The sequence below is a fragment of the Achromobacter sp. PD1 genome (assembly GCF_048541815.1).
In the GTDB taxonomy this organism is placed as follows: Bacteria; Pseudomonadota; Gammaproteobacteria; order Burkholderiales; family Burkholderiaceae_B; genus Achromobacter; species Achromobacter bronchisepticus_A.
Genome location: NZ_CP183349.1, coordinates 3,248,563 through 3,272,519 on the forward strand (window position 1 = coordinate 3,248,563; position 23,957 = coordinate 3,272,519).

17 protein-coding genes are annotated in these 23,957 nt (G+C 67.2%); 7 read left to right on the forward strand and 10 right to left on the reverse strand.

Features of this window, described 5'->3' with window-relative positions:
* From ACM1PE_RS15405 to ACM1PE_RS15425, 5 genes are all read right to left on the reverse strand, one after another.
* Positions 1-1,299: an alpha/beta fold hydrolase gene (locus ACM1PE_RS15405; RefSeq protein ID WP_419343735.1), complete on the reverse strand. Its 1,299-nt coding sequence runs from the start codon at positions 1,297-1,299 to the stop codon at positions 1-3.
* A 9-nt stretch (positions 1,300-1,308) separates the two neighbouring features.
* Complete coding sequence (locus ACM1PE_RS15410) at positions 1,309-2,295, reverse strand: Bug family tripartite tricarboxylate transporter substrate binding protein (protein ID WP_118932105.1); 987 nt, start codon at positions 2,293-2,295, stop codon at positions 1,309-1,311.
* A gap of 226 nt (positions 2,296-2,521) precedes the next feature.
* Positions 2,522-3,079 carry a DUF1415 domain-containing protein gene (locus ACM1PE_RS15415; RefSeq protein WP_059373378.1) on the reverse strand — a complete coding sequence of 186 codons (558 nt, stop codon included), beginning with the start codon at positions 3,077-3,079 and terminating at the stop codon, positions 2,522-2,524.
* Between the two features lie 69 nt (positions 3,080-3,148).
* Entirely contained in the window at positions 3,149-4,621 is a 1,473-nt protein-coding gene (locus ACM1PE_RS15420; RefSeq protein ID WP_118932104.1) for a M20 family metallopeptidase, read from the reverse strand.
* Between the two features lie 224 nt (positions 4,622-4,845).
* Positions 4,846-6,471: a methyl-accepting chemotaxis protein gene (locus ACM1PE_RS15425; RefSeq protein ID WP_118932103.1), complete on the reverse strand. Its 1,626-nt coding sequence runs from the start codon at positions 6,469-6,471 to the stop codon at positions 4,846-4,848.
* A 170-nt stretch (positions 6,472-6,641) separates the two neighbouring features.
* On the opposite strand from ACM1PE_RS15425, the gene ACM1PE_RS15430 reads away from it, so the two are divergent.
* From ACM1PE_RS15430 to ACM1PE_RS15440, 3 genes are all read left to right on the forward strand, one after another.
* Positions 6,642-7,148: a sigma-70 family RNA polymerase sigma factor gene (locus tag ACM1PE_RS15430; RefSeq protein WP_419343736.1), complete on the forward strand. Its 507-nt coding sequence runs from the start codon at positions 6,642-6,644 to the stop codon at positions 7,146-7,148.
* A complete protein-coding gene (locus ACM1PE_RS15435; protein WP_419343737.1) occupies positions 7,145-8,107 on the forward strand; it encodes a FecR domain-containing protein in 963 nt (320 codons plus the stop codon). The genes ACM1PE_RS15430 and ACM1PE_RS15435 overlap by 4 nt, the downstream gene beginning before the upstream one ends.
* Before the next feature lie 102 nt (positions 8,108-8,209).
* On the forward strand, positions 8,210-10,606 hold the full coding sequence (locus ACM1PE_RS15440) for a TonB-dependent siderophore receptor (protein ID WP_419343738.1): 2,397 nt from the start codon (positions 8,210-8,212) through the stop codon (positions 10,604-10,606).
* Between the two features lie 82 nt (positions 10,607-10,688).
* Here ACM1PE_RS15440 and purL read toward each other — a convergent pair whose 3' ends face one another.
* A complete protein-coding gene (gene purL, locus ACM1PE_RS15445; protein WP_419343739.1) occupies positions 10,689-14,738 on the reverse strand; it encodes a phosphoribosylformylglycinamidine synthase in 4,050 nt (1,349 codons plus the stop codon).
* A gap of 358 nt (positions 14,739-15,096) precedes the next feature.
* On the opposite strand from purL, the gene ACM1PE_RS15450 reads away from it, so the two are divergent.
* The 3 genes from ACM1PE_RS15450 (at position 15,097) to ACM1PE_RS15460 (ending at position 18,063) form a co-directional block, all read left to right on the forward strand.
* Positions 15,097-15,645 (forward strand): TRAP transporter small permease, encoded by a 549-nt coding sequence (locus tag ACM1PE_RS15450; protein ID WP_059373394.1) that lies wholly within the window; start codon positions 15,097-15,099, stop codon positions 15,643-15,645.
* Positions 15,642-16,940, forward strand: a complete 1,299-nt coding sequence (locus tag ACM1PE_RS15455; protein WP_419343740.1) for a TRAP transporter large permease — start codon at positions 15,642-15,644, stop codon at positions 16,938-16,940. The genes ACM1PE_RS15450 and ACM1PE_RS15455 overlap by 4 nt, the downstream gene beginning before the upstream one ends.
* A gap of 94 nt (positions 16,941-17,034) precedes the next feature.
* Positions 17,035-18,063 (forward strand): DctP family TRAP transporter solute-binding subunit, encoded by a 1,029-nt coding sequence (locus ACM1PE_RS15460; protein ID WP_059373398.1) that lies wholly within the window; start codon positions 17,035-17,037, stop codon positions 18,061-18,063.
* Positions 18,064-18,181: 118 nt separating this feature from the next.
* On the opposite strand, the gene greB is transcribed toward ACM1PE_RS15460, so the two are convergent.
* From greB to ACM1PE_RS15475, 3 genes are all read right to left on the reverse strand, one after another.
* Positions 18,182-18,733: a transcription elongation factor GreB gene (gene greB / locus ACM1PE_RS15465; protein WP_059373400.1), complete on the reverse strand. Its 552-nt coding sequence runs from the start codon at positions 18,731-18,733 to the stop codon at positions 18,182-18,184.
* Positions 18,734-18,804: 71 nt separating this feature from the next.
* Complete coding sequence (locus ACM1PE_RS15470) at positions 18,805-19,650, reverse strand: 3',5'-nucleoside bisphosphate phosphatase (RefSeq protein WP_059373401.1); 846 nt, start codon at positions 19,648-19,650, stop codon at positions 18,805-18,807.
* A gap of 65 nt (positions 19,651-19,715) precedes the next feature.
* On the reverse strand, positions 19,716-20,651 hold the full coding sequence (locus ACM1PE_RS15475) for an alpha/beta fold hydrolase (RefSeq protein ID WP_059373403.1): 936 nt from the start codon (positions 20,649-20,651) through the stop codon (positions 19,716-19,718).
* 281 nt (positions 20,652-20,932) lie between these two features.
* Here ACM1PE_RS15475 and cfa point away from each other — a divergent pair, with 281 nt between their 5' ends.
* Positions 20,933-22,117, forward strand: coding sequence for a cyclopropane fatty acyl phospholipid synthase (cfa, locus tag ACM1PE_RS15480; protein ID WP_118932097.1), 1,185 nt, complete (start codon positions 20,933-20,935; stop codon positions 22,115-22,117).
* 71 nt (positions 22,118-22,188) lie between these two features.
* Here the strand turns inward: cfa and ACM1PE_RS15485 are convergent, their stop codons facing one another.
* Positions 22,189-23,793 carry a GMC family oxidoreductase gene (locus ACM1PE_RS15485; protein ID WP_419343741.1) on the reverse strand — a complete coding sequence of 535 codons (1,605 nt, stop codon included), beginning with the start codon at positions 23,791-23,793 and terminating at the stop codon, positions 22,189-22,191.
* Between the last annotated feature and the right edge of the window lie 164 nt (positions 23,794-23,957).

The window sequence follows — 23,957 nt, forward strand, 5'->3', positions numbered from 1 at the left end:
CTACTTCGCCACGCCCCCCACCCTGCCCAGGAACTCCAGCACCGCCAGATAGGAGCCTTCGTTGCCCGCCGCGTTGGCGCTGGGCGTGCCGCCCGCGTCCAGCAGCAGGCCGGACATGGCGTGCGGCTTGCTGATCAGGGTCGCGGGCAGGCAGGGATAGTGCACGTGATGGCCCGCGCCCATGCAGACGTGGTGGAACGTGGGCAAGCCATGTTCCTGGCGCCGCCGCATGACGATTTCCGAGTAGGCGGTGCTGGGCCAGAAGCCGTCGTCCGACGCGCTGACCAGCAGCACCGGGCCGGGATAGTTCTCGACCGGAATGCGGGCGCGCTCGAACGCCGCGCTGTCGCGCGTGGCGCTGAGGAAGGCGTGCGTCTGGCGGTACGGCGGCTGGGACGCGTAGGCGGCGTCCCAGTTGGCGCTGGTGTTGTCCTGCCACAGATGCGGCAGCGGTTCGCCGCCCTTGGTCCAGACCTGCGCGTCGCGGCCGGTGCCGGGCGCGCCGGCGCTGACCACGCCATGCATGACCGGCGACGGCACGTAGGCGACCACCGCGCTGACCAAGTCCGGGTAATGCGAGGCCACCAGCAGCGAGGTCTCGCCCCCGCGGCTGATGCCGGACACGGCCACGAAGCCGTCGCGCGGCGTAAGCTCCGCGCGGGCCCAGCGCAACACATGCTCGAAGTACTCCAGCGGCATGTCGTTCAGGTACTTGGGGCGGCCTTCGTAGTTGAAGATGGCCAGCGCCAGGCACTGGTAGCCACGGGACGCGAACAGCGCCGCGCGCGGCGCGTTGACGCCGCCGGACGAGCCGTTCATGTAGATCACCAGCGGGTGCGGGCCGGGACCGGCGGGCGTATAGAGTTCACCCGACAGCGTCATGCCGCCAACCTGCTCGCGCACGCTGCGCTGCGTGACGCCTTCGGCCTGGAATTCCTGCACCAGGGTCGCCGCGGCGGACTGGCGGCCGTCGCTGGCTTCGATGCGGATGACGAGCGGCTCGGTCCGGTCCGGCGGGAACACCACGCTGGCCACGTCCTCGCAAGCCATGGACCAGACGATGCCCATGGCCGCGGGCTCGGCATAGCTGCCGGACACGGGACAATCGCGGGCCAGGTCCAGGCTGCCGTCGTGGCCGGCCACGAATACGGCTTGCGAGCGCCATGGCGCGCCGCACATCGTCATGCTGGCCGTGACGGTGATGAAGGCATAGGCCGGAAAGCCGCTCACGCGGATCTCGCGCGCCACGTCGATCAGGGCGCGTTCCGGGCTGACGGTGATGCTGGGTTGTTCTGCCACGGTGGCTCCTTAGCTCTTCAGGTCGGTCTTGGGCACGCCGTTGGCCTTGATGACCTGGGCCCACATGGCGGACTCGTCGGCGATGACCTTGTCCAGGTCGGCCGACGAAGTGAACTCCACGGTCACGCCCTGGTCCGCGAACTGCTGCACCAGGCTGGGATCGCGCGTGCCTTCGCGCACGGCGTTCTCCAGCGCCGCGACTACCGGCGCCGGCATGGCGGCCGGACCCGAGATCATCATGCGGGTATAGAGTTCGAAGCCGTCCAGGCCAGCCTCCTTCATGGTCGGGACGTCCGGCAGGCTGGAGAGACGCTTGTCGGAGGTCACCGCCAGCACCTGCAACTTGCCCGACTTGATGTTGGGCAGCGCCGAGGTCGGGAAGTCGAAAGTGCTCTGCACCGTGCCTGCCATCAGGTCCAGCAGCGCGGGACCGCTGCCCTTGTAGGGCACGTCCTGGAACTGGGTGCCGGTCTTGGACTGGAAGTGCAGCAGCGCCAGGTGGTTGATCACGCCGCGGCCGGCGTGCGCGCAGGTGATGTCGCCCGGCTTCTTCTTGGCCAGCGCGATGAATTCCTGCACGTTCTTCACTCCCAGCTCGGGATGCACGATCAGCAGCATCGGCGACTTGCCCATGGAGCCCAGCTGCTTGAAGTCCGATGGCTGGTAAGGCAGGTTGTTGTAGAGCAAGGGGTTCAGGATCATGCCATTGGTGCCGGCAAAGCCCAGCGTGTAGCCATCGGGCTCGGCGCGCGCCACCGCCACCGTGGCGATGATGGCCTGGCCGCCGGGACGGTTTTCCACCACCACGCTCTGCTTCAAGGTCTTGCCCATGCGCTCGGCCAGGGCGCGCGCCGCGATATCGGTCAGCCCGCCAGGGGCAAAGCCCACCAGCAGGCGCACGGGGCGGGTCGGAAAAGTGTTCTGGGCCCAGGCGGGGCGCGAGATCAGAGGCAGCGCGGCGAGCGCGCCCAGGGCATGGCGGCGGGTAAATCGCATACAACTCTCCAGGCAAGGACAACGCCCCCGCGCCCGGGAGAGGCCGCGGGGCAAAGCAATCGAAGGGAAAGGACGCACGGGCCGCTCACCTTACGGCGAGCTGTCACGGCGTCAGTATGTTGTATGCAATACCGCGGACGGGCTATCTAGGGATATCCCGAGGCTTACCAGGAGACGATGAGCACTTTATTCCGAGCAGCGGTATTTGGTATGCGATCCGATGGCGTCAGGCCTTGGTCATCAGCTTCTTCCAGCCTTCCAGCCCCAGCCGCTTCATCGTATCGATGTTCTTCTCGTAGATTTCGGCGGCATCCGGGAAGGACTCCACCGCGCGGTCGATGCTGTCTTCGCGCAACAGGTGCAGGATCGGGTACGGCGACCGGTTGGTGTAGTTCTCGATGTCGTCCGGCTGCGTGTCGGCGAACTGGAACTGCGGATGGAAGGTCGCCACCTGCAGCTCGCCCACCAGGCGCATGCGCTTGAGCAGACGGTCGGACAGGTCTTCGAAGTCATTGAAGTCCATGAAGTCGTCCAGCGCGTCGGGGATGATCAGCAGCGTGGTGTCGATCTTTTCCGGATCGGTCTCGGCCAGCAGCGCCAGTTCGTCCTGCAGGTCGGTGAGTACGCCTTCGGCGTCGGTGGCGTCGCTGACGGCAAAGCGGATCTGGTCCTTGACCTGCACCGCCTTGGCGAAGGGACAGAGGTTCAGGCCGATCACGGCCTGGTTCAGCCAGTGCTTGGTCTCAGCGACCACGTTGGCATAGGCGTCGGAAGTGGAAATCATGGGTGTCCGTCCTGGAAAAAAGAAAAGCGCGGGCGTTGCGGCCCGCGCTTTGAAGAGCGTCGCCGCCGCTTACGCGGCCGGCATGGCGGCCATGGTCTGGGCCACGGCTGCGGTCAGTTTCTTGCCGTAGGGCACGTGCAGGAATTCATTGGGGCCGTGGGCGTTGGACTTGGGGCCCAACACGCCGCAGACCATGAACTGGGCCTTGGGGAAGCCCTTCTGCAGGATGCTCATCAGCGGAATGGTGCCGCCCTGGCCGATATAGCCGCAGGACGCGCCGTAGTACTGCTGCGAGGCCGCGTCCAGCGCCTGGGTCAGCCAGGGCGCGGAGGCCGGGGCGTTCCAGCCGGTGGCGGCGCCTTCGTTGGCCTTGAAGATCACCTTGGCGTTATAGGGCGCGTCGGCTTCCAGCAGCGCCTTGATTTCTTGCGAGGCGGCCACGGCGTCGATCAGCGGCGGCAGGCGCAGCGACAGCTTGAAGGCCGTGCGCGGACGCAGCACGTTGCCGGCGCTGGACAGCGGCGGCAGGCCTTCGGCGCCGGTCACCGACAGCGTCGGACGCCAGGTGCGGTTCAGCAACGCCTGTTCGGGTTCGGTCGTCATGGGCAGCACGAAGCCGCCGTCGGCGCCGCAGCTCCAGGGGAAACGGCGCCAGACTTCGTCGCCCAGGATGCGCGCGGTGGCGTGCACTTGTTCCACGCGTTCGGCGGGGATCTCGCAATGCAGGCTCTGCGGCAGCAGGCGGCCGGTGCCGCTGTCTTCCAGGCGGTCCAGCAGATGGCGCAGGATGCGGAACGAGGACGGCACCACGCCGCTGGAGTCGCCCGAGTGCACGCCTTCGTCCAGCACCTGCACTTCCAGCGTGCCCGACACCATGCCGCGCAGCGAAGTCGTCATCCAGAGCTGGTCGTAGTTGCCGGCGCCCGAGTCCAGGCACACCACCAGGGCCACGTTGCCCAGGCGGTCGCGCAGCGCGTCCACGTAGGGCAGCAGGTCGTAGCTGCCGGATTCCTCACAGGTTTCGACGATGCCCACGCAGCGCGGGCGCGGAATGCCCTGCTTGTCCAGCGCCATGATGGCGGTCAGCGAGGCGTACACGGCATAGCCGTCATCGGCGCCGCCGCGGCCGTATAGCTTGCCGTCTTCGAGCTTGGGGGTCCAGGGGCCGAGGCCGGCGCGCCAGCCCGAGAATTCGGGCTGCTTGTCCAGGTGGCCGTACAGCAGCACGGTGTCGCCGTTGTCGCTGCGGGTGGCGGGCGCGTCAAAGAAGATGACGGGCGTGCGGCCCGGCAGGCGCACCACTTCCAGCTTCAGGCCCGAGACCTTCTGTGCCTCGACCCACTGCGCGGCGTCGCGCACCACGCGCTCGATGAAAGCGTTCTTTTCCCAGTCCGCGTCGAAAGCCGGGCTCTTGGCCGGGATGGCGATGTAGTCGGTCAGCGCCGGGATGATCTCGTTGTCCCATTTTTCGTCGACGAAAGCCTGCAAGGCCTTCGGGTCCAGAGTGGGAGGAAGAGCGTCTTCGGGGATGCGTGCGTTCATGGCGCGGGATCCTGTGTGCGGGAGGGGGTAGGCAATCCGCTATTTTATGCCTGTGCGGCGCGGCTGGCATCTTTTGTCCCTGATTGTCATAGGCGCCGGGAAATGGTGCCGCCACACGGACCGCACATCCGGCCCATGGACAAAGCCCCCAGTCGCACACGCGCTGGGGGCTTTGTTCCCGTTCACGGCCAGCCATCCGGGCCGGCCGCCATGTGCTGGCGCGTTCAGGCGCCGAGCAAAGCCGGTTCGCCGTTGCGACCCACGGCCGGCGCATCGGCATCGATCACGCGGCCCGTCTGCAGCTTGAATACCGCCACGGCTTCGCGCAGGCGCTGCGACTGGGTTTCCAGGGATGCCGCGGACGCCGCGGCCTGCTCGACCAGCGCCGCGTTCTGCTGTGTCACGCTGTCCATCTGCGACACGGCCTGGTTGACCTGCTGGATGCCTTGCGACTGCTCCTCGGACGCGCTGGAAATTTCGTTGATGATGTCCGTCACGCGGCGCACCGAGGTCACGATTTCCTGCATGGTGGCGCCGGCGGCTTCAACCTGGTCGGAACCGATCGATACCTTCTGCACGGAGTCGTCGATCAGGCCCTTGATTTCCTTGGCGGCGGCAGCACTGCGCTGCGCCAGGGCGCGCACTTCGCTGGCCACGACCGCGAAGCCCTTGCCCTGCTCGCCGGCGCGCGCCGCTTCCACCGCGGCGTTCAGCGCCAGGATGTTGGTCTGGAAGGCGATGCCGTCGATCACGCCGACGATGTCGGCGATGCGGTTGGAGCTGTCGGCGATGCCGCGCATGGTGCCGACCACGTCGCCCACGGCCTGGCCGCCGCGCGTGGCCACTTCGGATGCCGCCACGGCCAGTTCCGAGGCGCTGCGCGAGCTTTCCGCGTTGTTGCGCACGGTGGACGACAGCTCATCCATGCTGGCGGCGGTTTCCTCCAGCGAGGCGGCCTGCTGTTCGGTGCGCGAAGACAGGTCGATGTTGCCCGCGGCGATTTCGCGCGCGCCGGTGTGGATCTCTTCCACGCCCAGGCGCACGGCCGACACGGTGCGCGCCAGGCTGTCCTGCATGCGCTTGACGGCGGCGTAGAGCACGCCGATTTCGTTATTGCCGCGTTGCTCGATGCGGTTGGTCAGGTCGCCGCCGGCAATGCGGTCGAACAGGCGCCCGGCTTCATGCAGCGGACGGAACACCGCGCGGCCGAACACCGCGTACAGGCCCACCACCAGCGCGGCCACCACGACCAGCAGGCCGACCAGGACGGCGATCGCGCCGTTGATGCGGGTGGAGGCGTCACGCGCCACGCGCTGGCCGACCTCATCGGCATAGTCCACGTATTTCTGGATGGCGGCGGTAAAGGTCAGGCCCAGCGGCGTGACTTTTTCCAGGTTGAGGCGATTGGAATCCTGGGCGTTGCCGGCGCGGATGGCCGCAATCATGGGCACGATGGCGTCGCGGTGATAGACGTCGTAGGCCGCCAGGGCCGCGTCCAGCAGGGGCTTGCCCTGGGCCGAGGTTTCGGGAGTCTTGCGCACCAGGTCGATCAGCTCGCCGGCCTTTTTGGTATAGCCGTCCAGGCGCTGCATGCTGGCCAGGTTGTCCAGGCTCTTGCCTTCCATCAGCGCGGTCTGCGCGGCCAGCAGCACCAGGCGGGCGCGCAGCAGTTCGGTGCCGGCGCCGTTCACGGCATTGGCGCGGACCAGGTTGGTGTCCAGCAGCACTTCGATGGAATTGCGGTTGGACGTCAGCTGCTGGTGGACGGCGATGCCGGTTAGCAGGAAAAGCGCGAAGAAAACGGCTAAAGCGGTCGTCAAGACCGCGCGAATACTGAGATTCTGGAACATTGGGGTCACTCCGGGTTGCGTATAGCGGCTACCTATGCTTTACGACAGGTTGCAATGAAAAGTTAAACATCTCATTTGATTGCATGCCGCATTTCCCTCGGCGTCGCCCTTGCCCAACACAATTAACAACGATTATCATTTGCAATCTTTGGACCTGACGGAAACCCATCGTGACGGCGGCCACCCAGCCCACGGCGCAACATGCCTTGAACCTGCTCTACCGCGACCATCATGGATGGCTGGCGGGCTGGCTGCGGCGGCGGCTGGGTTGCGCCCATGACGCGGCCGACCTGTCGCACGACACGTACGAGCGGCTGCTGAACTCGGGCCGCCTGCCCGAAGCCGGCCAGGCGCGCGCCTTCCTCACCCAGATCGCCCGGGGCCTGGTGGTGGACCTGTACCGCCGCCGCGCCCTGGAAAGCGCCTATCTGGACGCCTTGGCCAGCCTGCCCGAAGCGCACATGCCTTCGGCCGAGGCGCGCGCGCTGGCGCTGGAAACGCTGATGGCGGTGGACGCCGCGCTGGACGCCCTGCCCGCCCGCGCCCGCCAGGTCTTCATCCTGTCCCGCTTCGAGGGCCGGACCTATTCCGACATCGCGCAAAGCCTGGGCGTGTCGGTGGCGCTGGTGCGCAAGCACATGCTGCGCGCCGCCCAAGCCTGCCTGGCCGCGCTGTGAGCGCCCGGCACGGGAACATCCCCGAACCGATACTGGCGCAAGGACTGGAATGGCTGGTCATCCTGTGGTCCGGCGAAGCCAGCGCCGACGAACGCGCCGCCTGGCAACGCTGGCGCGCGGCCCATCCGGACCATGAACGCGCCTGGCAGCAGGTGCAACGGATCGACACGCGGCTGATGGACGTTTCGCCCGAGGCATCGGCCCAGGCTCTGGCCCGCTCGGGCCGGCAGGCGGGACGCCGCAAAGCCCTGCGCCTGATGGGCTGGGCGGTGCTGGGCGCCGGCGCCGCGGGCCTGGCGGCCCAACGCCTGCCTTGGCAGGCCTACGCCGCGGACTATCGCAGCGCGGCAGGCGAACGGCGCGAAATCATGCTGGCCGACGGCACCCGGCTCATACTCAACGGCGCTAGCGCCGTGGACATGGAATACACCGCCGAGGCGCGCCGGCTGGTCCTGCGGCGCGGCGAGATCTACGTGCAAACCGGCCACGGCCCGGCTGCCGCGGGCCGCCCCTTCTTCGTCGCCACCGCCTATGGCGATGTGCAGGCGCTGGGCACGCGGTTCACCGTGGAGCAGCAGCGCGACCGGATACGGGTCGGCGTCTACGAAGGCGCGGTGGAGGTCCAGCCCTCCCGCGGCCGCCCCCTGCGCCTGGACGCGGGCCAGTCCGCCGCGTTCACGCCGCTGGCGGCCGAGCCGATGCCGGACGCCCTGCAGCAGGCGCCGGCCTGGCTGCGCGGCCAGCTGGTGGCCGAACGGCTGCGCCTGGCGGACTTCCTGGACCAGGTCGGGCGCCACCGGCGCGGCGTGATCCGCTGCGACCCGCGCGTGGCCGACCTGATCGTGTCGGGCGTGTACGCCCTGGACGACACGGACCGGATCCTGGCCTCGCTTGCAAGAGCCCTGCCGCTGCGCGTGTCGCGCTACACGGCTTATTGGGTGGTGGTGGAACCCAGATAGCCCTCTACAAAAAAAATTCGCGAAAACCGTAGCACTTTTTATTTCTCGTTCGGGATACCTGCATATCCGCAGCATTCACGTCCGCAACGAGGAACCCACTCCATGCAAGCCCGCTCCACTCCCAAGCCCGCCCGCAGCACGCTGGCGCTGGCGCTGACCGCCCTGGCGCTGGCCGCGCCCCCCGCCGCCATGGCCGCGGGACCAGGCTCCCCCTCGCCCCAGGAGCGGGCCGCCAGAAGCTACGACATTCCCGCCGGCCCATTGGACCAGGTGCTGAACGCCTACTCCCAGCAGGCGGGCGTGACCATCGCCATCGACGGCGCCCTGACCGCGGGCCGCCGCAGCCCCGGCCTGCGCGGCGCCTATGGCCTGAACGCGGGCTATGCCGCGATCCTCGCCGGCAGCGGCCTGGCCGCGCGGCTGGAAGGCGGCGGCTACGTGCTGCGTCCGCTGCCGCCCGGCGCGGCAGGCATTTCCACGCTGGAGCCTGTCACCGTGCGGGCCTCGAGCGTGGCGCCCGACAGCTACGTGGCCGAGGAAACCCGGGCCGGCACCAAGACCGACACGCCCATCCTGGAAGTCCCGCAGTCGATCTCGGTGGTGACGCGGGCGCAGATGGAAGCGCAGAACGCGCAAAGCGTGACCGAAGTGCTGCGCTACGTGCCCGGCGTGACGGTGGAAACGTATGGCGTGGATCCCAAGGGCTTCGATTGGGTCATGCTGCGCGGCTTCAACGCCCAGGCCACCAGCGACTACAAGGACGGCCTGCGCCAGGCCACGTCCGGCTACACCCTGTTCCGCAGCGAACCGTACGCGCTCGATCGCATCGAAGTGCTGCGCGGCCCCTCTTCCGTGCTGTACGGCCAGGGCGACGCGGGCGGGGTCATCAACCGCGTGAGCAAGCTGCCCTCGGCCACGCCGCACTACGAGGCCGAGCTGGAGTACGGCAGCTTCCAGCGCAAGCAGGCCGCGGTCGATCTGACCGGCCCCGCGACCGAAGACGGCACGCTGATGTACCGCATCATCGGCGTGGCGCGCGACGCCAACACGCAATTCACCTACCCCAACGGCGACCGCATTTCCGACGACCGCCTCTTTCTGGCGCCTTCGCTGACCTGGGCCCCTTCCGCCGCGACCCGCTTCACGCTGCTGACGGAGTACCTGCGCGACCGGTCCGGCGGCACCATCGGCACGGTCACGGTGAACGGCAAGCCCACCAATCTGCGCAACGGCGATCCCAATTTCAATCGCTACGACCAGGACCAGAAGAGCATCGGGTATCTGTTCGAGCATCGTTTCAACGACACGCTGCAGGTGCGGCAGAACCTGCGCTACGGGCGGGTCGATTCGATCCTGGACAACATGTTCCTGGCCGGCCTGACGCCCACCGGCATCGCCCGCACTGCCCGCCGCTACGACGAAAGCATGACCGCGCTGGCGTTGGACAACCAAGCCCAGTTCGACCTGCGCACCGGCCCGCTGGCCCATACGCTGCTGCTGGGCCTGGACTTCAACCGCAGCAGCGCGGATGTGTCGCGCACCATGGGGCCCGCCCCCAGCCTGAACCCCTTTGATCCAGTCTATGGCGTGGACGTGCCCACGCCGACCATACCGCTGGCCAACTACCTGGAGCGCACGCACCAGACCGGCCTGTATCTGCAGGACCAGGTCCGCTTCGACGAGCGCTGGGTGCTGACCCTGGGCGGCCGCTACGACTGGTACAGCCAGAAGACCGAAAACCGGATCCTGAACAACGACTCCGATCAAAGCGGCAGCCGCTTCAGCGGCCGCGCCGGCCTGAACTACGTCATGCCCAACGGCGTCGCGCCCTACGTCAGCTTCGCCCAGTCCTTCCTGCCCAATACCGGAACCTCGGCGCCGGCCAATGGCAGTTCTCCGTTCGCGCCCTCGCGCGGACGTCAATGGGAAGGCGGCATCAAGTTCCAGCCGCCCGGGTCGAATGCGCTCTACACGCTGGCGGTCTTCGACATCAAGAAGAGCAACGTACTGACCAATGACCTGCAAAACCCCGGATTCCAGGTCGCTTCGGGCGAGGTGCAATCGCGCGGCGTGGAACTGGAAGGCAAGTTCAGCCTGGGCGACGGCTGGGACTTCACCGGTTCCTATACCTATGTGCGCGCCCGCATCACCCGCGCCAACAACGGCACCGAAGGCAACCGCCCTGCCCTGGTGCCCGAGCACAGCGCGTCGGGCTGGCTGAACTACACGGTGCGCAACAGCGCGCTGGCCGGACTGAGCCTGGGCGCGGGCCTGCGCTACGTGGGCTCGACCTACGGCGACAACGCCAACACGCTGGAAATCGCCGGGCGCACGCTGGTGGACGCGGGCGTGTCCTATGCGGTGGACAAGCACCTGACGCTGTCGGTCAACGCCACCAATCTGTTCGACAAGGAATACCTGGCGACCTGCTCCGACCTGAGCGATTGCTATCCGGGCAGCCGCCGCAGCGTCATCGGCCGGGTGAAGTACCAGTTCTGAGCGCCACAATGAAAACGCCCCGCCAAGTAGTGGGGCGTTTCGCGCAAGCGCCGGGAAGCAAGCCCCGGCGCCAGCGTTTGGCTTACTTCAGCCAGACGCGCGCGTTGCGGAAGATGCGCATCCAGGGGCTGAACGCGCCGCCGGCATCCGCCTTGCCCCACTTCTCGGGCGCCCAGGACATCATGACGTTGCGCGTCACGCGTTCCGGGTGCGGCATCATGACCGTGAAGCGGCCGTCGGCGGTGGTGACCGAGGTCAGGCCGCCCGGGCTGCCGTTCGGGTTGAACGGATAGGCTTCCGTGGCCTGGCCGCGGTTGTCGATGTAGCGCGCGGCGGCCAGCAGGCGGCTGGCGTCGCCCTGCTGCGAGAAGTCCGCATAGCCTTCGCCGTGCGCCACGGCCACCGGAATGCGCGCGCCTTCCATGCCGGCGAAGAAGATCGACGGCGACTTGGCCACTTCGATCATCGCCAGGCGGGCTTCGTATTTTTCCGACAGGTTGCGCGTGAAGCGCGGCCAGAATTCTGCGCCCGGAATCATCGGCGCCAGCGCGGCCATCATCTGGCAGCCGTTGCACACGCCCAGCGCGAAGGTATCGGGACGCGCGAAGTAGGCGGCGAACTGATCCGACAGCTTGCTGTTGAAGCGGATGGTGCGCGCCCAGCCTTCGCCAGCGCCCAGCACGTCGCCGTAGCTGAAGCCGCCCACGGCCACCAGGCCTTGCACCTGCGCAAGATCCACGCGGCCGGACAACAGGTCGGTCATGTGCACGTCGATGGCTTCAAAGCCGGCGGTGTCGAAGGCCCAGCCCATTTCCACCTGGCTGTTGCAGCCCTGCTCGCGCAGGATCGCGACGCGCGGACGCTTGCCGGTGTTGATGAAGGGCGCGGCCACGTCTTCCTGGGGGTCGAAGTCCACGTTGGGGCTCATGCCCGGATCCGTGACGTCGTTCCAGACGTCGAGCTCGGCCTGGGCGCAGGCCGGGTTGTCGCGGCGCGACATGATGCGGTAGGACACTTCGCTCCAGGCGCGGCCGAGTTCGGCGCGCGGCTGGCCCCAGACCTTCTTGCCGTCGCGGTAGAACTCGACTTCGTCGGCGCCATTCAGGCCGCCGATCACGTGCGAATGCGCCGACAGGCCCGCGCCGCGCAGCACCTGCATGACGGCGTCGCGCTGGGCGGCCGGCACCTGGATGACGGCGCCGGCTTCTTCGGAGAACAGCGCCTTGAGCGTCAGTTCCTCGCGCTGCACCGCCACCTGCTCGGGACGGATCTTGTAATCGCCCCAATCCGCCGATTGCGGATCGAAGGTCAGCATGTCCAGGTTGACCGAGATGCCGGTGCGGCCGGCGAAGGCCATTTCGGTCAGGGTCGCGAACAGGCCGCCGTCGGAACGGTCGTGGTAGGCCAGGATGGTGCCGGCTTCGGCCAGGGTGCGGATCGTGACGAAGAACGCGCGCAGGTCTTGCGGCGCGTCGATGTCCGGCACGGTTTCGCCGACCTGGTTGTAGGCCTGCGCCAGGATCGAGCCGCCCATGCGGTGGCGGCCGCGGCCCAGGTCGATCAGGATCAGCACGCTGTCGCCGGCGTCGGTGCGCAGCTGCGGGGTCAGGCTGGCGCGCACGTCGGCCACGGGCGCGAAGGCCGTGACGATCAGCGACACCGGCGCCACCACCTGGCGCTGTTCGCCGTCCTGTTCCCAGGACGTCTTCATGGACAGGGAATCCTTGCCCACCGGGATCGACAGGCCGGTGGCCTGGCACAGTTCGCTGACGGCGGACACGGTGTCGTACAGCGCGGCGTCCTGGCCGGCCACGCCGCAGGCGGCCATCCAGTTGGCCGACAGCTTGATGTCTTCCAGGCGCGCCACGTCGGCCGCGGCCAGGTTGGTCAGGGCCTCGGCCACGGCCATGCGGCCCGAGGCCGGCGCGTCCAGCATGGCGATCGGGGTGCGTTCGCCCATGGACATGGCTTCGCCGCGGAAGCCTTCGTAGTCGGCCAGGGTCACGGCGCAGTCAGCCACCGGCACCTGCCACGGACCGACCATCTGGTCGCGGCTGGACAGCCCGCCCACGGTGCGGTCGCCGATGGTGATGAGGAAGGACTTGTTGGCCACCGTGGGGTGGCGCAGCACGCGGTAGGCGGCTTCGGTCAGGTCGATGCCGGCCAGGTCCAGCGGCGCCGACACGCCGGGCAGGCGCGTGACGTCGCGGGTCATGCGCGGCGGCTTGCCCAGGATGACGTCGATCGGCACGTCCACCGGACGCACTTCGGCTTCGCCCTGCGGACGGATGGTGTCCAGGCCCGGCAGGCCCTCGCCGTCCACCACGCGCAGCTGGCGCTCTTCGGTGGCCACGCCCACCACCGCGTAGGGGCAGCGTTCGCGGCGGGCGATGGCGTCAAAGCGTTCCAGGTCCTTGGGCAGGATCGACAGGACGTAGCGTTCCTGGGATTCGTTGCTCCAGATTTCGGCGGGCGACAGGCCCGATTCTTCCAGCGGCACGCGCTTGAGGTCGAAGATGGCGCCGCGGCCGGCGTCGTTCACCAGTTCCGGGAACGCATTGGACAGGCCGCCCGCGCCCACGTCGTGGATCGCGATGATGGGGTTGTTCTCTGCCTGCTGCCAGCAGCGGTCGATGACCTCCTGGGCGCGGCGCTCGATTTCAGGGTTGCCGCGCTGGACGGAATCGAAGTCCAGTTCGGCCGAGTTGCTGCCCATGCTGATGCTGGAGGCGGCGCCGCCGCCCATGCCGATGCGGAAGCCCGGGCCACCCAGCTGGATCAGCAGCGCGCCCGGAGGAATCACGTCCTTGTGCGTCAGGCCGGCATCGATGCTGCCCAGGCCGCCCGCGATCATGATGGGCTTGTGGTAGCCCCAGCGCGTGCCGCCGGCGGTCTGTTCGAACGAACGGAAATAGCCCAGCAGGTTGGGACGGCCGAATTCGTTATTGAACGCCGCGCCGCCAATGGGGCCGTCGATCATGATGGACAGCGGCGAGGCGATGCGCTCCGGCAGGCCGTGATGGTCGGCTTCCCAGGGCTGCAAGGCATCGTCAAAGCGCAGGTGCGACACGGTGAAGCCGGTCAGGCCGGCCTTGGGCTTGGAGCCGCGGCCGGTCGCGCCTTCGTCGCGGATCTCGCCGCCGTTGCCGGTCGAGGCGCCGGGGAACGGCGCGATCGCGGTCGGGTGGTTGTGGGTTTCCACCTTCATCAGCGTGTGCACGGTGGTGTTGCGGCGGATGTACTTGGCGCCTTCGACGCCCTCGCCCGTCACGCCCGGCACGCCGGCCTGGAAGCGCTGCGCGGGGCCGCCTTCCATGATGGCGGCGTTGTCCGAATAGGCGACCACGGTGCCCTCGGGCTGCGCCTTGTGGGTGGCGCGGATCATGCCGAACAGCGTGTTGGGCTGTTCCTGGCCGTCGATCACCCACTGGGCGTTGAAGATCTTGTGGCGGCAGTGTTCGCTGTTGGCCTGGGCGAACATCATCAGTTCCACGTCGGTGGGATCGCGGCCCAGGTCGCTGAAGGACTTGGCCAGGTACTCGATTTCATCGTCCGACAGCGCCAGGCCCAGCGAGACGTTGGCCTCGGTCAGGGCTTCGGCGCCGCGCGCCTGCACATCGACCGTGCGCATGGGCTTGCCGGCCAGCGGCTGGAACAGCGCCTGGCCGTCGAAGCTGGCGTCCACCACGGTTTCGGTCATGCGGTCGTGCAGGCAGTCGGCCGCGCGCGCCAGCATGGCGTCGTCGAAAGACTTGGTACCCAGCAGGCCGCGCTCGGGAGTGATCACGTAGCGCACGCCGCGCTCGATGCGGTGCACGGACGCCAGGCCACAGTTGTGGGCGATGTCGGTGGCCTTGCTGGCCCAGGGCGAAATCGTGCCCAGGCGCGGGATCACCAGCAGGGACAGGCTCTTGGCCGGCGCGTCGCCGGTGGCGGGGGTGCCGTAGTCCAGCAATTGGGTCAGGTGTTGCTGCTGTTCGGCCGTCAGGGCCGCGTCGGTGCTGACGAAGTGCTCGTAGCGGGCGGATATGTCGGCCACCGGCAGGCCGGCTTCCTTCAATTGCGCCAGGAGGCGATCGCGACGGAAGGAGGACAGGACGGAGGAACCAGGCAGATGCTGAACTAGGGACACGATGCGGGCGCCGTATAAAGAGAAGGAGAGCAAAACGTGATTTTACCCGTTTAGGGGGTTTTCCCGGAGAGCTTGTTCCACCGGCCTCCGATGGCCCGATTTCGACCACTGTTACAAAAGAATTCCAGGCATCCCGCGGTTTGATGGTGCAGAGCAATATCGACGACAAATTCCCGCCATTGCGAACCTTTCCCAACACCAGCCGCGCCGCAAGCCCGGCGCTTATGCGGCGGCGCAACATGTTGCGCTTATCCCGCACCGCGGGAAAACACGAACTTCCGGCCCCACGGCGCAACGGTAGGATGCAGCGACCCCCATTAATGCATGGCGCCTACCCGCGCGCTGGCCGCCGCCTCACATGTCCCGCCCCGAAGCCCCCGCCGAGCCTGTCGAACCGATCATTCCCACCGAATCAGATCCCGCAGTCAAAGTGCCGCTGGCCATCGAGGACTGGCTGGCCGTGATCCTGCTGGCGACCCTGGCCATCATTACCTTCCTGAATGTGCTGGTGCGCTACTTCACCGACCAGTCCTTTGCCTGGACGGAAGAGATCTCGGTGTTTCTGCTGATCGTGCTGACCATGGCCGGCGGCAGCGTGGCTTTCGTGCGCAACCACCACATCCGCATCGAGATCCTGGCGGACTCGGGTTCGCCGCGCCGCCAGCGCATCATGGCGCTGATCTCCAACAGCTGCGTGCTGGCCTTCTTCCTGCTGCTGACCGTGCTGTCGGTGAAGCTGGTTTCCGACGAGTACATCTACGAAGAGACCTCGCCCGCCATCGGCGTGCCGACCTGGTGGTATTCGATCTGGCTGCCCGTGATGGCTGCGGCGATCTCGCTGCGCACCATCGGCACGCTGCGCCGCATCGCCAAGAGCGGGCGCGCCGCCGGGCAGGATCAGCAATGATCGCCGCCATCCTCTTCACCGTCTTCATCGTCCTGATGCTGATCGGCGTGCCGGTCGGCGTGGCCCTGGGCCTGGGCGGAACCGTGGCCATCGTGCTGTCCAACCTGGACACGCCCTGGTATGGCCTGCTGACCGTGCCGCAGAACTTCTACGCCGGCCTGGCCAAGTATCCGCTGCTGGCCATCCCCATGTTCGTGCTGGTGGGCTCGATCTTCGACCGGTCCGGCGTGGCCAAGCGACTGGTGGATTTCGCCATCGCCATCGTCGGCCGCGGCCCGGGCATGCTGCCGCTGGTATCGATCGCCGTGGCCATGTTCCTGGGCGGCATCTCCGGCTCCGGCCCGGCCTGCGCCGCCGCGGTGGGCGCGGTGATGATCACCGCCATGTCCCGCGCCGGTTATCCGGGCTCGTTCTCGGCAGCCGTGGTCGCGGCCGGCGCCGCCACGGACATCCTGATCCCGCCCTCGGTGGCCTTCATCATCTACTCGGTGCTGGTGCCTGGCGCATCGGTGCCGGCGCTGTTCGCCGCCGGCATGATCCCCGGCATCCTGGCCGGCTTCGCGCTCATCATTCCGGCGGTCTGGCTGTCGCGCAAGTACAAGATGGGCGCGCTGGAAGCCCACCTGCCCCGCCCGCCTTTCTGGGCCAGCCTGCGCGAAGCCTCATGGGGCCTGGCCGCGCCGGTGCTGATCCTGGGCGGCATGCGCATGGGCTGGTTCACGCCTACCGAAGCGGCCGTGGGCGCGGTGTTCTACGGCCTGTTCGTGGGCATGTTCATCCACCGCACCATCAAGCTGCGCGACCTGTACACCATCCTGCGCGAAGCCGCCGAGCTGTCCGCCGTCATCATGCTGGTGGTCACGCTGGCCGGCATCTTCGCCTGGGCGCTTTCCACCCTGAGCGTGATCGATCCCATCACCCACGCCATCGTCAACTCCGGATTGGGCGAATGGGGTGTGCTGGCGCTGCTGATCCTGCTGCTGATGACGGTAGGCATGTTCCTGGACGGCATCTCCATCTTCCTGATCTTCGTGCCGCTGCTCATGCCCATCGCCAACGCCTATGGCTGGGATCCGGTGTGGTTCGGCGTGATCCTGACCTTGAAGGTCGCCCTGGGCCAGTTCACCCCGCCGCTGGCCGTGAACCTGATGGTGTCGTGCCGCATCGCGCGCGTGCCGATGGAGTCGACGGTGCGCTGGGTGGTGTGGCTGCTGGGCGCGATGTTCCTGGTGCTGGTCGCGGTGCTGGTGTTCCCGCAGCTGGCGCTGTGGCTGCCCAAGAAGCTGGGTTATTGAAAGGGCCAAACAGGACGCCCCCAAGGGGCGACCCCAAGGCCGGCGGTACCGGTATTCACTACAACAACAGACACGCAAAGAGAGGAGACGCAACATGAAATTCCGCAACCTGATCGGAGCGGCCCTGTGCGCGGCGGCCGTCGTCGGCATGGCGCCTGCGCATGCGCAGAACTACAAGCCCGAATACAAGCTCTCCATCGTGGTCGGCACCACCTTCCCGTGGGGCCAGGGCGCTGAAATCTGGTCAAACCTGGTGCGCGAGCGCACGCAGGGCCGCATCAACATCAAGGTCTATCCCGGCACCTCGCTGGTCCAGGGCGACCAGACGCGCGAATTCACCGCCATCCGCCAGGGCGTGATCGACATGGCCGTGGGCTCCACCATCAACTGGTCGCCGCAGGTCAAGCAGCTGAACCTGTTCTCCCTGCCCTTCCTGATGCCCGACTACGCCGCCATCGATGCGCTGGTGCAGGGCGACGTGGGCAAGGAAATGTTCAAGCTCATCGAGAAGGCCGGCGTGGTGCCGCTGGCCTGGGGTGAAAACGGCTACCGCCAGCTGAGCAACTCCAAGCACGAGATCAAGAAGCCCGAGGACATGAAGGGCCTGAAGCTGCGCGTGGTGGGCTCGCCGCTGTACATCGACACCTTCACCGCGCTGGGCGCCAACCCCACGCAGATGAGCTGGGCCGATGCCCAGCCGGCGCTGGCCAGCGGCGCGGTGGACGGCCAGGAAAATCCCCTGTCGATCTACACCGGTTCCAAACTCTACACCGTGGGCCAGAAATACCTGACGCTGTGGAACTACGTGGCCGATCCGCTGATCTTCGTGGTCAACCGCGAGGTCTGGAATTCCTGGTCCGAAAAGGACCGCGACATCGTGCGCCAGGCCGCGCTGGACGCCGGCAAGCAGCAGATCGTGATCGCGCGCAAGGGCGTGACGCCTGAAGACCCGTCGCTGCTGAAGGAGATCGCGGGCCACGGCGTGACCGTGACCTCGCTGTCGCAGGCGGACCACGAGGCCTTCGTCAAGGTGACCAAGCCCGTCTATGACAAGTGGAAGAAGCAGATCGGCGAAGACCTGGTGAACCTGGCTGAAAAGTCGATCGCCAATCGCAAGAAGTAGGCCGCAAAGAACAAGCAGCAAGCCCCAGGGGAACGGCGGCGCAAGCCGCCAACCGAGGCAGGGACGTCAGATCCCGCCCACCAACGGGCGCCGGCCACAAGCTGGCGCCCGTTTTCTTTTATGCGGGATAGCTGACTTCCAGGATGTCCAGCTCTTCGATCCCGCCGGGCGTGCGCAGCACCACGGTGTCGCCTTCCTTGGCCTTGATCAGCGCGCGCGCCACCGGCGAAATCCAGCTGATCTTGCCCGCCAGCGGCTCGGCCTCGTCGACACCGACGATGGTCACGTTGTGTTCCTCGCCGGCCTTGTCGGAATACAGCACCGTGGCGCCGAAGAAGACCTGGTCGCGGTTGGGCTGCGCGGCCGGATCGACCACTTCGGCGATATCCAGCCGCTTGGTCAAGAAGCGCATGCGGCGGTCGATTTCGCGCAGGCGCTTCTTGCCGTACAGATAGTCGCCGTTCTCGGAACGGTCGCCGTTGGACGCGGCCCACGACACCACCTGCACCACGGAAGGACGCTCCACGTTCATCAGGTGCGTGAGTTCGCCGCGCAGGCGCTCATAGCCGCCGGGCGTCATGTAGTTCTTGGTGCCGGCAGGCAGGGCCTGGGCTTGCGGCAGATCGTCGTCGTCCTCGTTGTCCGACTCTTTGACAAAGGCTTTGTTCATGGCGGTTGCGCCGGTCGGGCGCGATTACAGTCGATCGTGTGCAAGGGCTGGCGGCATGGCCGCCGCCTGCGTCAGAACCAGTCGTGCCAGACCGGTTTGAGGTCGGGCGGCAGCGCCGGCAAGCGGCCCAGGTCCACCCGGCTTTCCTTCGGACTATGGAAGTCCGAACCGCGCGACGCCAGGAATCCATAGCGGCGCGCCACATCCGCATAATAGCGGGCCTCTTCCGGGGTATGGCTGCCGGTGTTGACCTCGATGCCCAGGCCGCCCAGCTGCAGGAATTCGTCGAACAGCGCGGCAAACTGCAGCGGCGTGTACTTGTAGCGGCCGGGATGCGCGATGACGGCGATGCCGCCCGCGCCGCGGATCCAGCCCACGGCTTCCGCCAGCGTGGCCCACTGCATGGGCACGTGGCCCGGGCGGTCATCGCCCAAATGCTTGGTGAACACGGTCTGCACGTCGGGGCAATAACCGGCTTCGACCAGATAGCGCGCAAAGTGCGTGCGGCTGATGAGTTCGGGGTTGCCTGCGAACGGCAGCGCGCCTTCATAGGCGCCGGGCATGCCCATTTCCGCCAGGCGTTCGCCGATGCGCTTGGCGCGTTCGGCGCGGCCGGAGCGGGTCTTGCGCAGGCCTTCGATCAGGGCAGCGTTCTCGGGGTCGAAGCGCAGGCCCACGATATGCACGGTCACGCCGGCCCAGGTCACGGAGATCTCGACGCCGGTGGCGAAGTCCATGTCCAGCTCGCGCGCCGCGCGCGCCGCTTCGGCCACGCCGCCGATTTCGTCGTGGTCGGTCAAGGCCCATACGTCCACGCCGTTGGCATGCGCGCGCTGCGCCACGTCGCGCGGCGCGAGCGAGCCGTCCGAGACGGTGGAATGGCAATGCAGATCGATGTTCAGTGTGCGCGCGTTCATCCAGCTATTGTAGAGAAGGCCCGGCAGCGTGGATAGCGCCGAGCCGTCCCCTGTTTACGGCGCGGTCAGGACAGCAGAAAGGACGCGACCGGATCCACCTGCTCGTCCGAGATCAAGGTGGGCGCATGGCCCACGCCGGCCACTTCATGGGCCTGTGCGCGCGGATTGCGCTTGAGCATTTCCTCGACGGTGGCGCGCGTCAGCAAGTCGGATTCCGCGCCGCGCACGATCAGCACGGGGCACGGCAGGGAATCATACGAACGCCACAGGATCTGTTCGCCGGCCGCCAGTTCCTCGGGGGTCTGCGCGGCCAGGGCCTGCGACAGCGCCAGGTCGTAATGCTTGACCCACTTATCGCCCTGCCGGGGATACAGATAGCGCGCCAAGTCCGCCCACTGCGCGTCGGTATGCGGGCCGAACGTGGTGGAGTTGGCGCGCATGGTGGCCACGGCCTCTTCGAAGCTCGCGAACTCGCCGGGTTCGCCCACGTACTGGCCGATGCGCGCCAGGGCGCCCGTCTCCAGGCGCGGCCCGACGTCATTGAGCACCAGCTTGTCGAGATGGAAGCCTTGCTCGGGCGGCAGCATGCCCGCGTGCGGACGCATGGCCAGCATGGCGCGCGCGAACACGGCCGCGCCCGACAGCGCCAGGCCGATCAGGCCGCCCATCGACGTCCCCACCCAGGCCAGCCGCGCCGGCTTCAGGCGCGCAAGCAGGGTCACCATGTCCGAGACGTACTGCGGCACCGTGTAAAACGCGGGATTGGCCAGCCAGTCGGAGCGGCCACGTCCCACCACGTCCGGGCAGACCACGCGATAACGCCCCGCCAGCCTCCGCGCCAGCGTATCGAAGTCCCGCCCGCTGCGGGTCAGTCCGTGCACGCAGACCAGCACCTGGTCGTTGGCCGGGTCGCCCCATTCCCAGTAGGCCATGCGGTGCAGTCCCGCCGGGCTGGCGCATGTGACGAAATCCAAACGGGGTTCCAGGCTGGCGTCCACCATCGATACACTCCACAAGTCGTTGCGCGCCATGGCGAAGGCGCGCCAGGCCGGTATCTTATAGGACGGCGGGCTGCGCCGCCGCAACACCCCGGCCGTGGGGTTCTGGACTATCGGCCCGGTCGTCGCTACGATCCTGGCATCCGGATCGCCGCCGCCGCGGAATTGCCATTGCCTATCGAGGCGATCCAATCATTAAATTGGAGTTGCGGACCTGTTAGGATCAGAGTCGGAAGTTTCAAGCATTGCCAGATCAGTCATCCCAAAATTGATATGGAGTCCGTATGCAGCAGAGCAGTCCTTCCTCGCCGCTGGCCGCCACCGGCCATCAATCCGCCAGTTCCCCTCCCCCCGAACCTCCCAAAGTGCTCCAGGACATCCTGGCCCGGGCCGACGTCCGCATCAACGGCAACCGCCCCTGGGACATCCAGGTTCATGACAAGCATATGTACGACCGCGTCTTCGCCAGCTGGTCGCTGGGCCTGGGCGAATCCTACATGGACGGCGAATGGGACTGCGACCAGCTCGACGAACTGTTCACCCGCCTGCTGCGCGCGGACATGGGGTCGGCGGCGCTGGGCCTGGCGCGCGTCAAGCTGATCGCCGAACACCTGCGCCACAAGCTCTTCAACCTGCAGTCCAAGCACCGCGCGTTCGAGGTCGGCGAACAGCACTACGATGCGGGCAACGACGTGTTCGAGGCCATGCTGGACAGCCGCATGATCTATTCCTGCGCCTACTGGGAAAACGCCCAGACGCTGGAAGAGGCGCAGCTGGCCAAGCTGGAGATGATCTGCCGCAAGCTGCAGCTGCGCGAAGGCGAAACGCTGCTGGATATCGGCTGCGGCTGGGGCGGGCTGGCGCGCTTCGCCGCCGAACGCTACGGCGTCAAGGTCACGGGCGTGACCGTGTCCAAGGAGCAGTTGGCGCTGGCGCAGGAACGGGTCAAGGGCCTGCCGGTGCAACTGCTGCTGCAGGACTACCGCGACCTGCAGGGCAGCTTCGACAAGGTGGTGTCGGTGGGCATGTTCGAGCACGTCGGCCCCAAGAACTACGACACCTACTTCAGCAACGTGCAGCGCCTGATGGCGCCGGACGGCGTGTTCCTGCTGCACACCATCGGCATCGCCGCCACCAGCCAGAGCACCGATCCCTGGATCGACCGCTACGTGTTTCCCAACGGCAAGCTGCCATCGGCCCGGGAGATCGCCACCGCCGTGGAAAGCCGCTTCATCATTGAAGACTGGCATAACTTCGGCGCGGATTACGACCGCACCCTGATGGCCTGGTGGGACAACTTCGAGCGCGCCTGGCCCGGCCTGGAATCGCGTTATGGCAACCGCTTCTACCGCATGTGGAAGTACTACCTGATGTGCTGCGCGGGCTTCTTCCGCTCGCGTGAGGGCCAGCTCTGGCAAGTGATGCTGACCCACCCGCAACGCCAGGAGATGTACCGCTCGCTGCGCTGAAGGCAGTGACGCCATCGCCAGCAAGCCGCCCCAAGAGGGCGGCTTTCTTTTCTGCGGCGCCCGGCGTCGTTTCAGCGCGCCGCGGCATCCTCGCGGATCATGTCGGCAGCCCGCTCCGCGATCATGATGGTCGGCGAATTGGTGTTGCCCGACGTGATCAAAGGCATCACCGAGGCGTCGGCGACGCGCAGGCCTTCCAGGCCGTGGACGCGCAGCCGCGCGTCCACCACCGCCCCGCCGTCCGCGTCGCGTCCCATGGCGCAGGTCCCCACCGGATGGAAGATGGTGGTGCCGATCTTGCCGGCCGCTTCCCGCAGCTCGGCGTCCGTCTGGAACGCAGGCCCCGGCAGCCATTCCTGCGGCTGGTAGCGCTGCAAGGCCGGCGCCGCCGCGATCCGCCGCACCAGGCGGATCGAGTCGGCCGCCACGCGCAGGTCTTCGTCGGTGCTCAGATACCTGGGCGTGATGGCGGGCGCTCCCTGGGGCCCCTGCGCATGCACGCTGCCGCGCGAGGTCGGCCGCAGATTGCACACGCTGGCGGTGAAGGCGTCAAAACCATGCAGCGGCTCGCCAAAGGCGCCCAGCGACAGCGGCTGCACGTGGAATTCGACGTTGGCGCGCGCCTGGCCCGGATCGGACTTGGCGAACGCGCCCAGCTGCGACGGCGCCATGCTCATCGGGCCGCTGCGTTTGAGCAGGTACTCCAGGCCGATGCCGGCCTTGCCCAACCAGGTGGAGGCGATGCGGTTCAGCGTTTTCACGCCCTGCACCTGGATGATGACGCGCAGTTGCAGGTGGTCCTGCAGGTTCTCGCCCACGCCCGGCAGGGCATGATGCAAGGCGATGCCGCTTTCGCGCAGGCGCGCGGGCTCGCCCACGCCGGAGAGTTCCAGCAGATGCGGCGTATTGACCGCGCCTGCCGCCAGCACCACTTCGCGGCGCGCGCGCAAGGTCGCGCTCTGGCCGTTGCGGCGCAGTTGCACGCCGACGCAGCGCTTGCCCTCGAATACCAGTTGCTCGGCATGGGCGCCGGTCATCACGCGCAAGTTCGGGCGCTTTTGCACCGGCCGCAGGAATGCCTTGGAGGTATTCCAGCGCCAGCCGCCGCGCTGGTTCACTTCGAAATAGCCGCAGCCGAAATTGTCGCCGCGGTTGAAGTCCTGCACGCGCGGAATGCCCTCCTGCTCGGCCGCGCCGGCGAAAGCTTCCAGGATGTCCCAGCGCAGGCGCTGCGATTCCACGCGCCATTCGCCGCCTGCGCCATGGAATTCGTTCGCGCCGCGGTGATAGTCCTCGCTGCGCTTGAACACCGGCAGCACCTGGTCCCAGCCCCAGGCGGGATCGCCGGACAGTTCGGCCCAGTCGTCGTAGTCCTGGCGCTGGCCGCGCATGTAGATCATGCCGTTGATCGATGAACTGCCGCCCAGCACGCGGCCGCGCGGGTAGATCAGGGAACGGCCGCCCAGACCGGCTTCCGCCTCGGTGCGGTACATCCAGTCCGTCCTGGGGTTGCCGATGCAATGCAGGTAGCCGACCGGGATATGGATCCAGTGGTAGTTGTCGTTCCCGCCCGCCTCCAGCAGCAGCACCTGCAGGGCGGGGTCGCGGCTCAGGCGGTTGGCCAGCACGCAGCCGGCCGAGCCCGCACCGACGATGATGTAGTCGTATGTCTCCATAAGCTCTTCTTATCTTCTTGCCGGGGCGGTACGCCTGCGGACTGGGTGAGCCGACCCGGCTCTGGCGACCTTGCACGCGCCGGGCATCTACCGTGACTCTCGCGCAGCCGGGCGGAACTGTCCAATGAATTGTTGAAAAACGGTTTATAAGCAACTTAAATAAT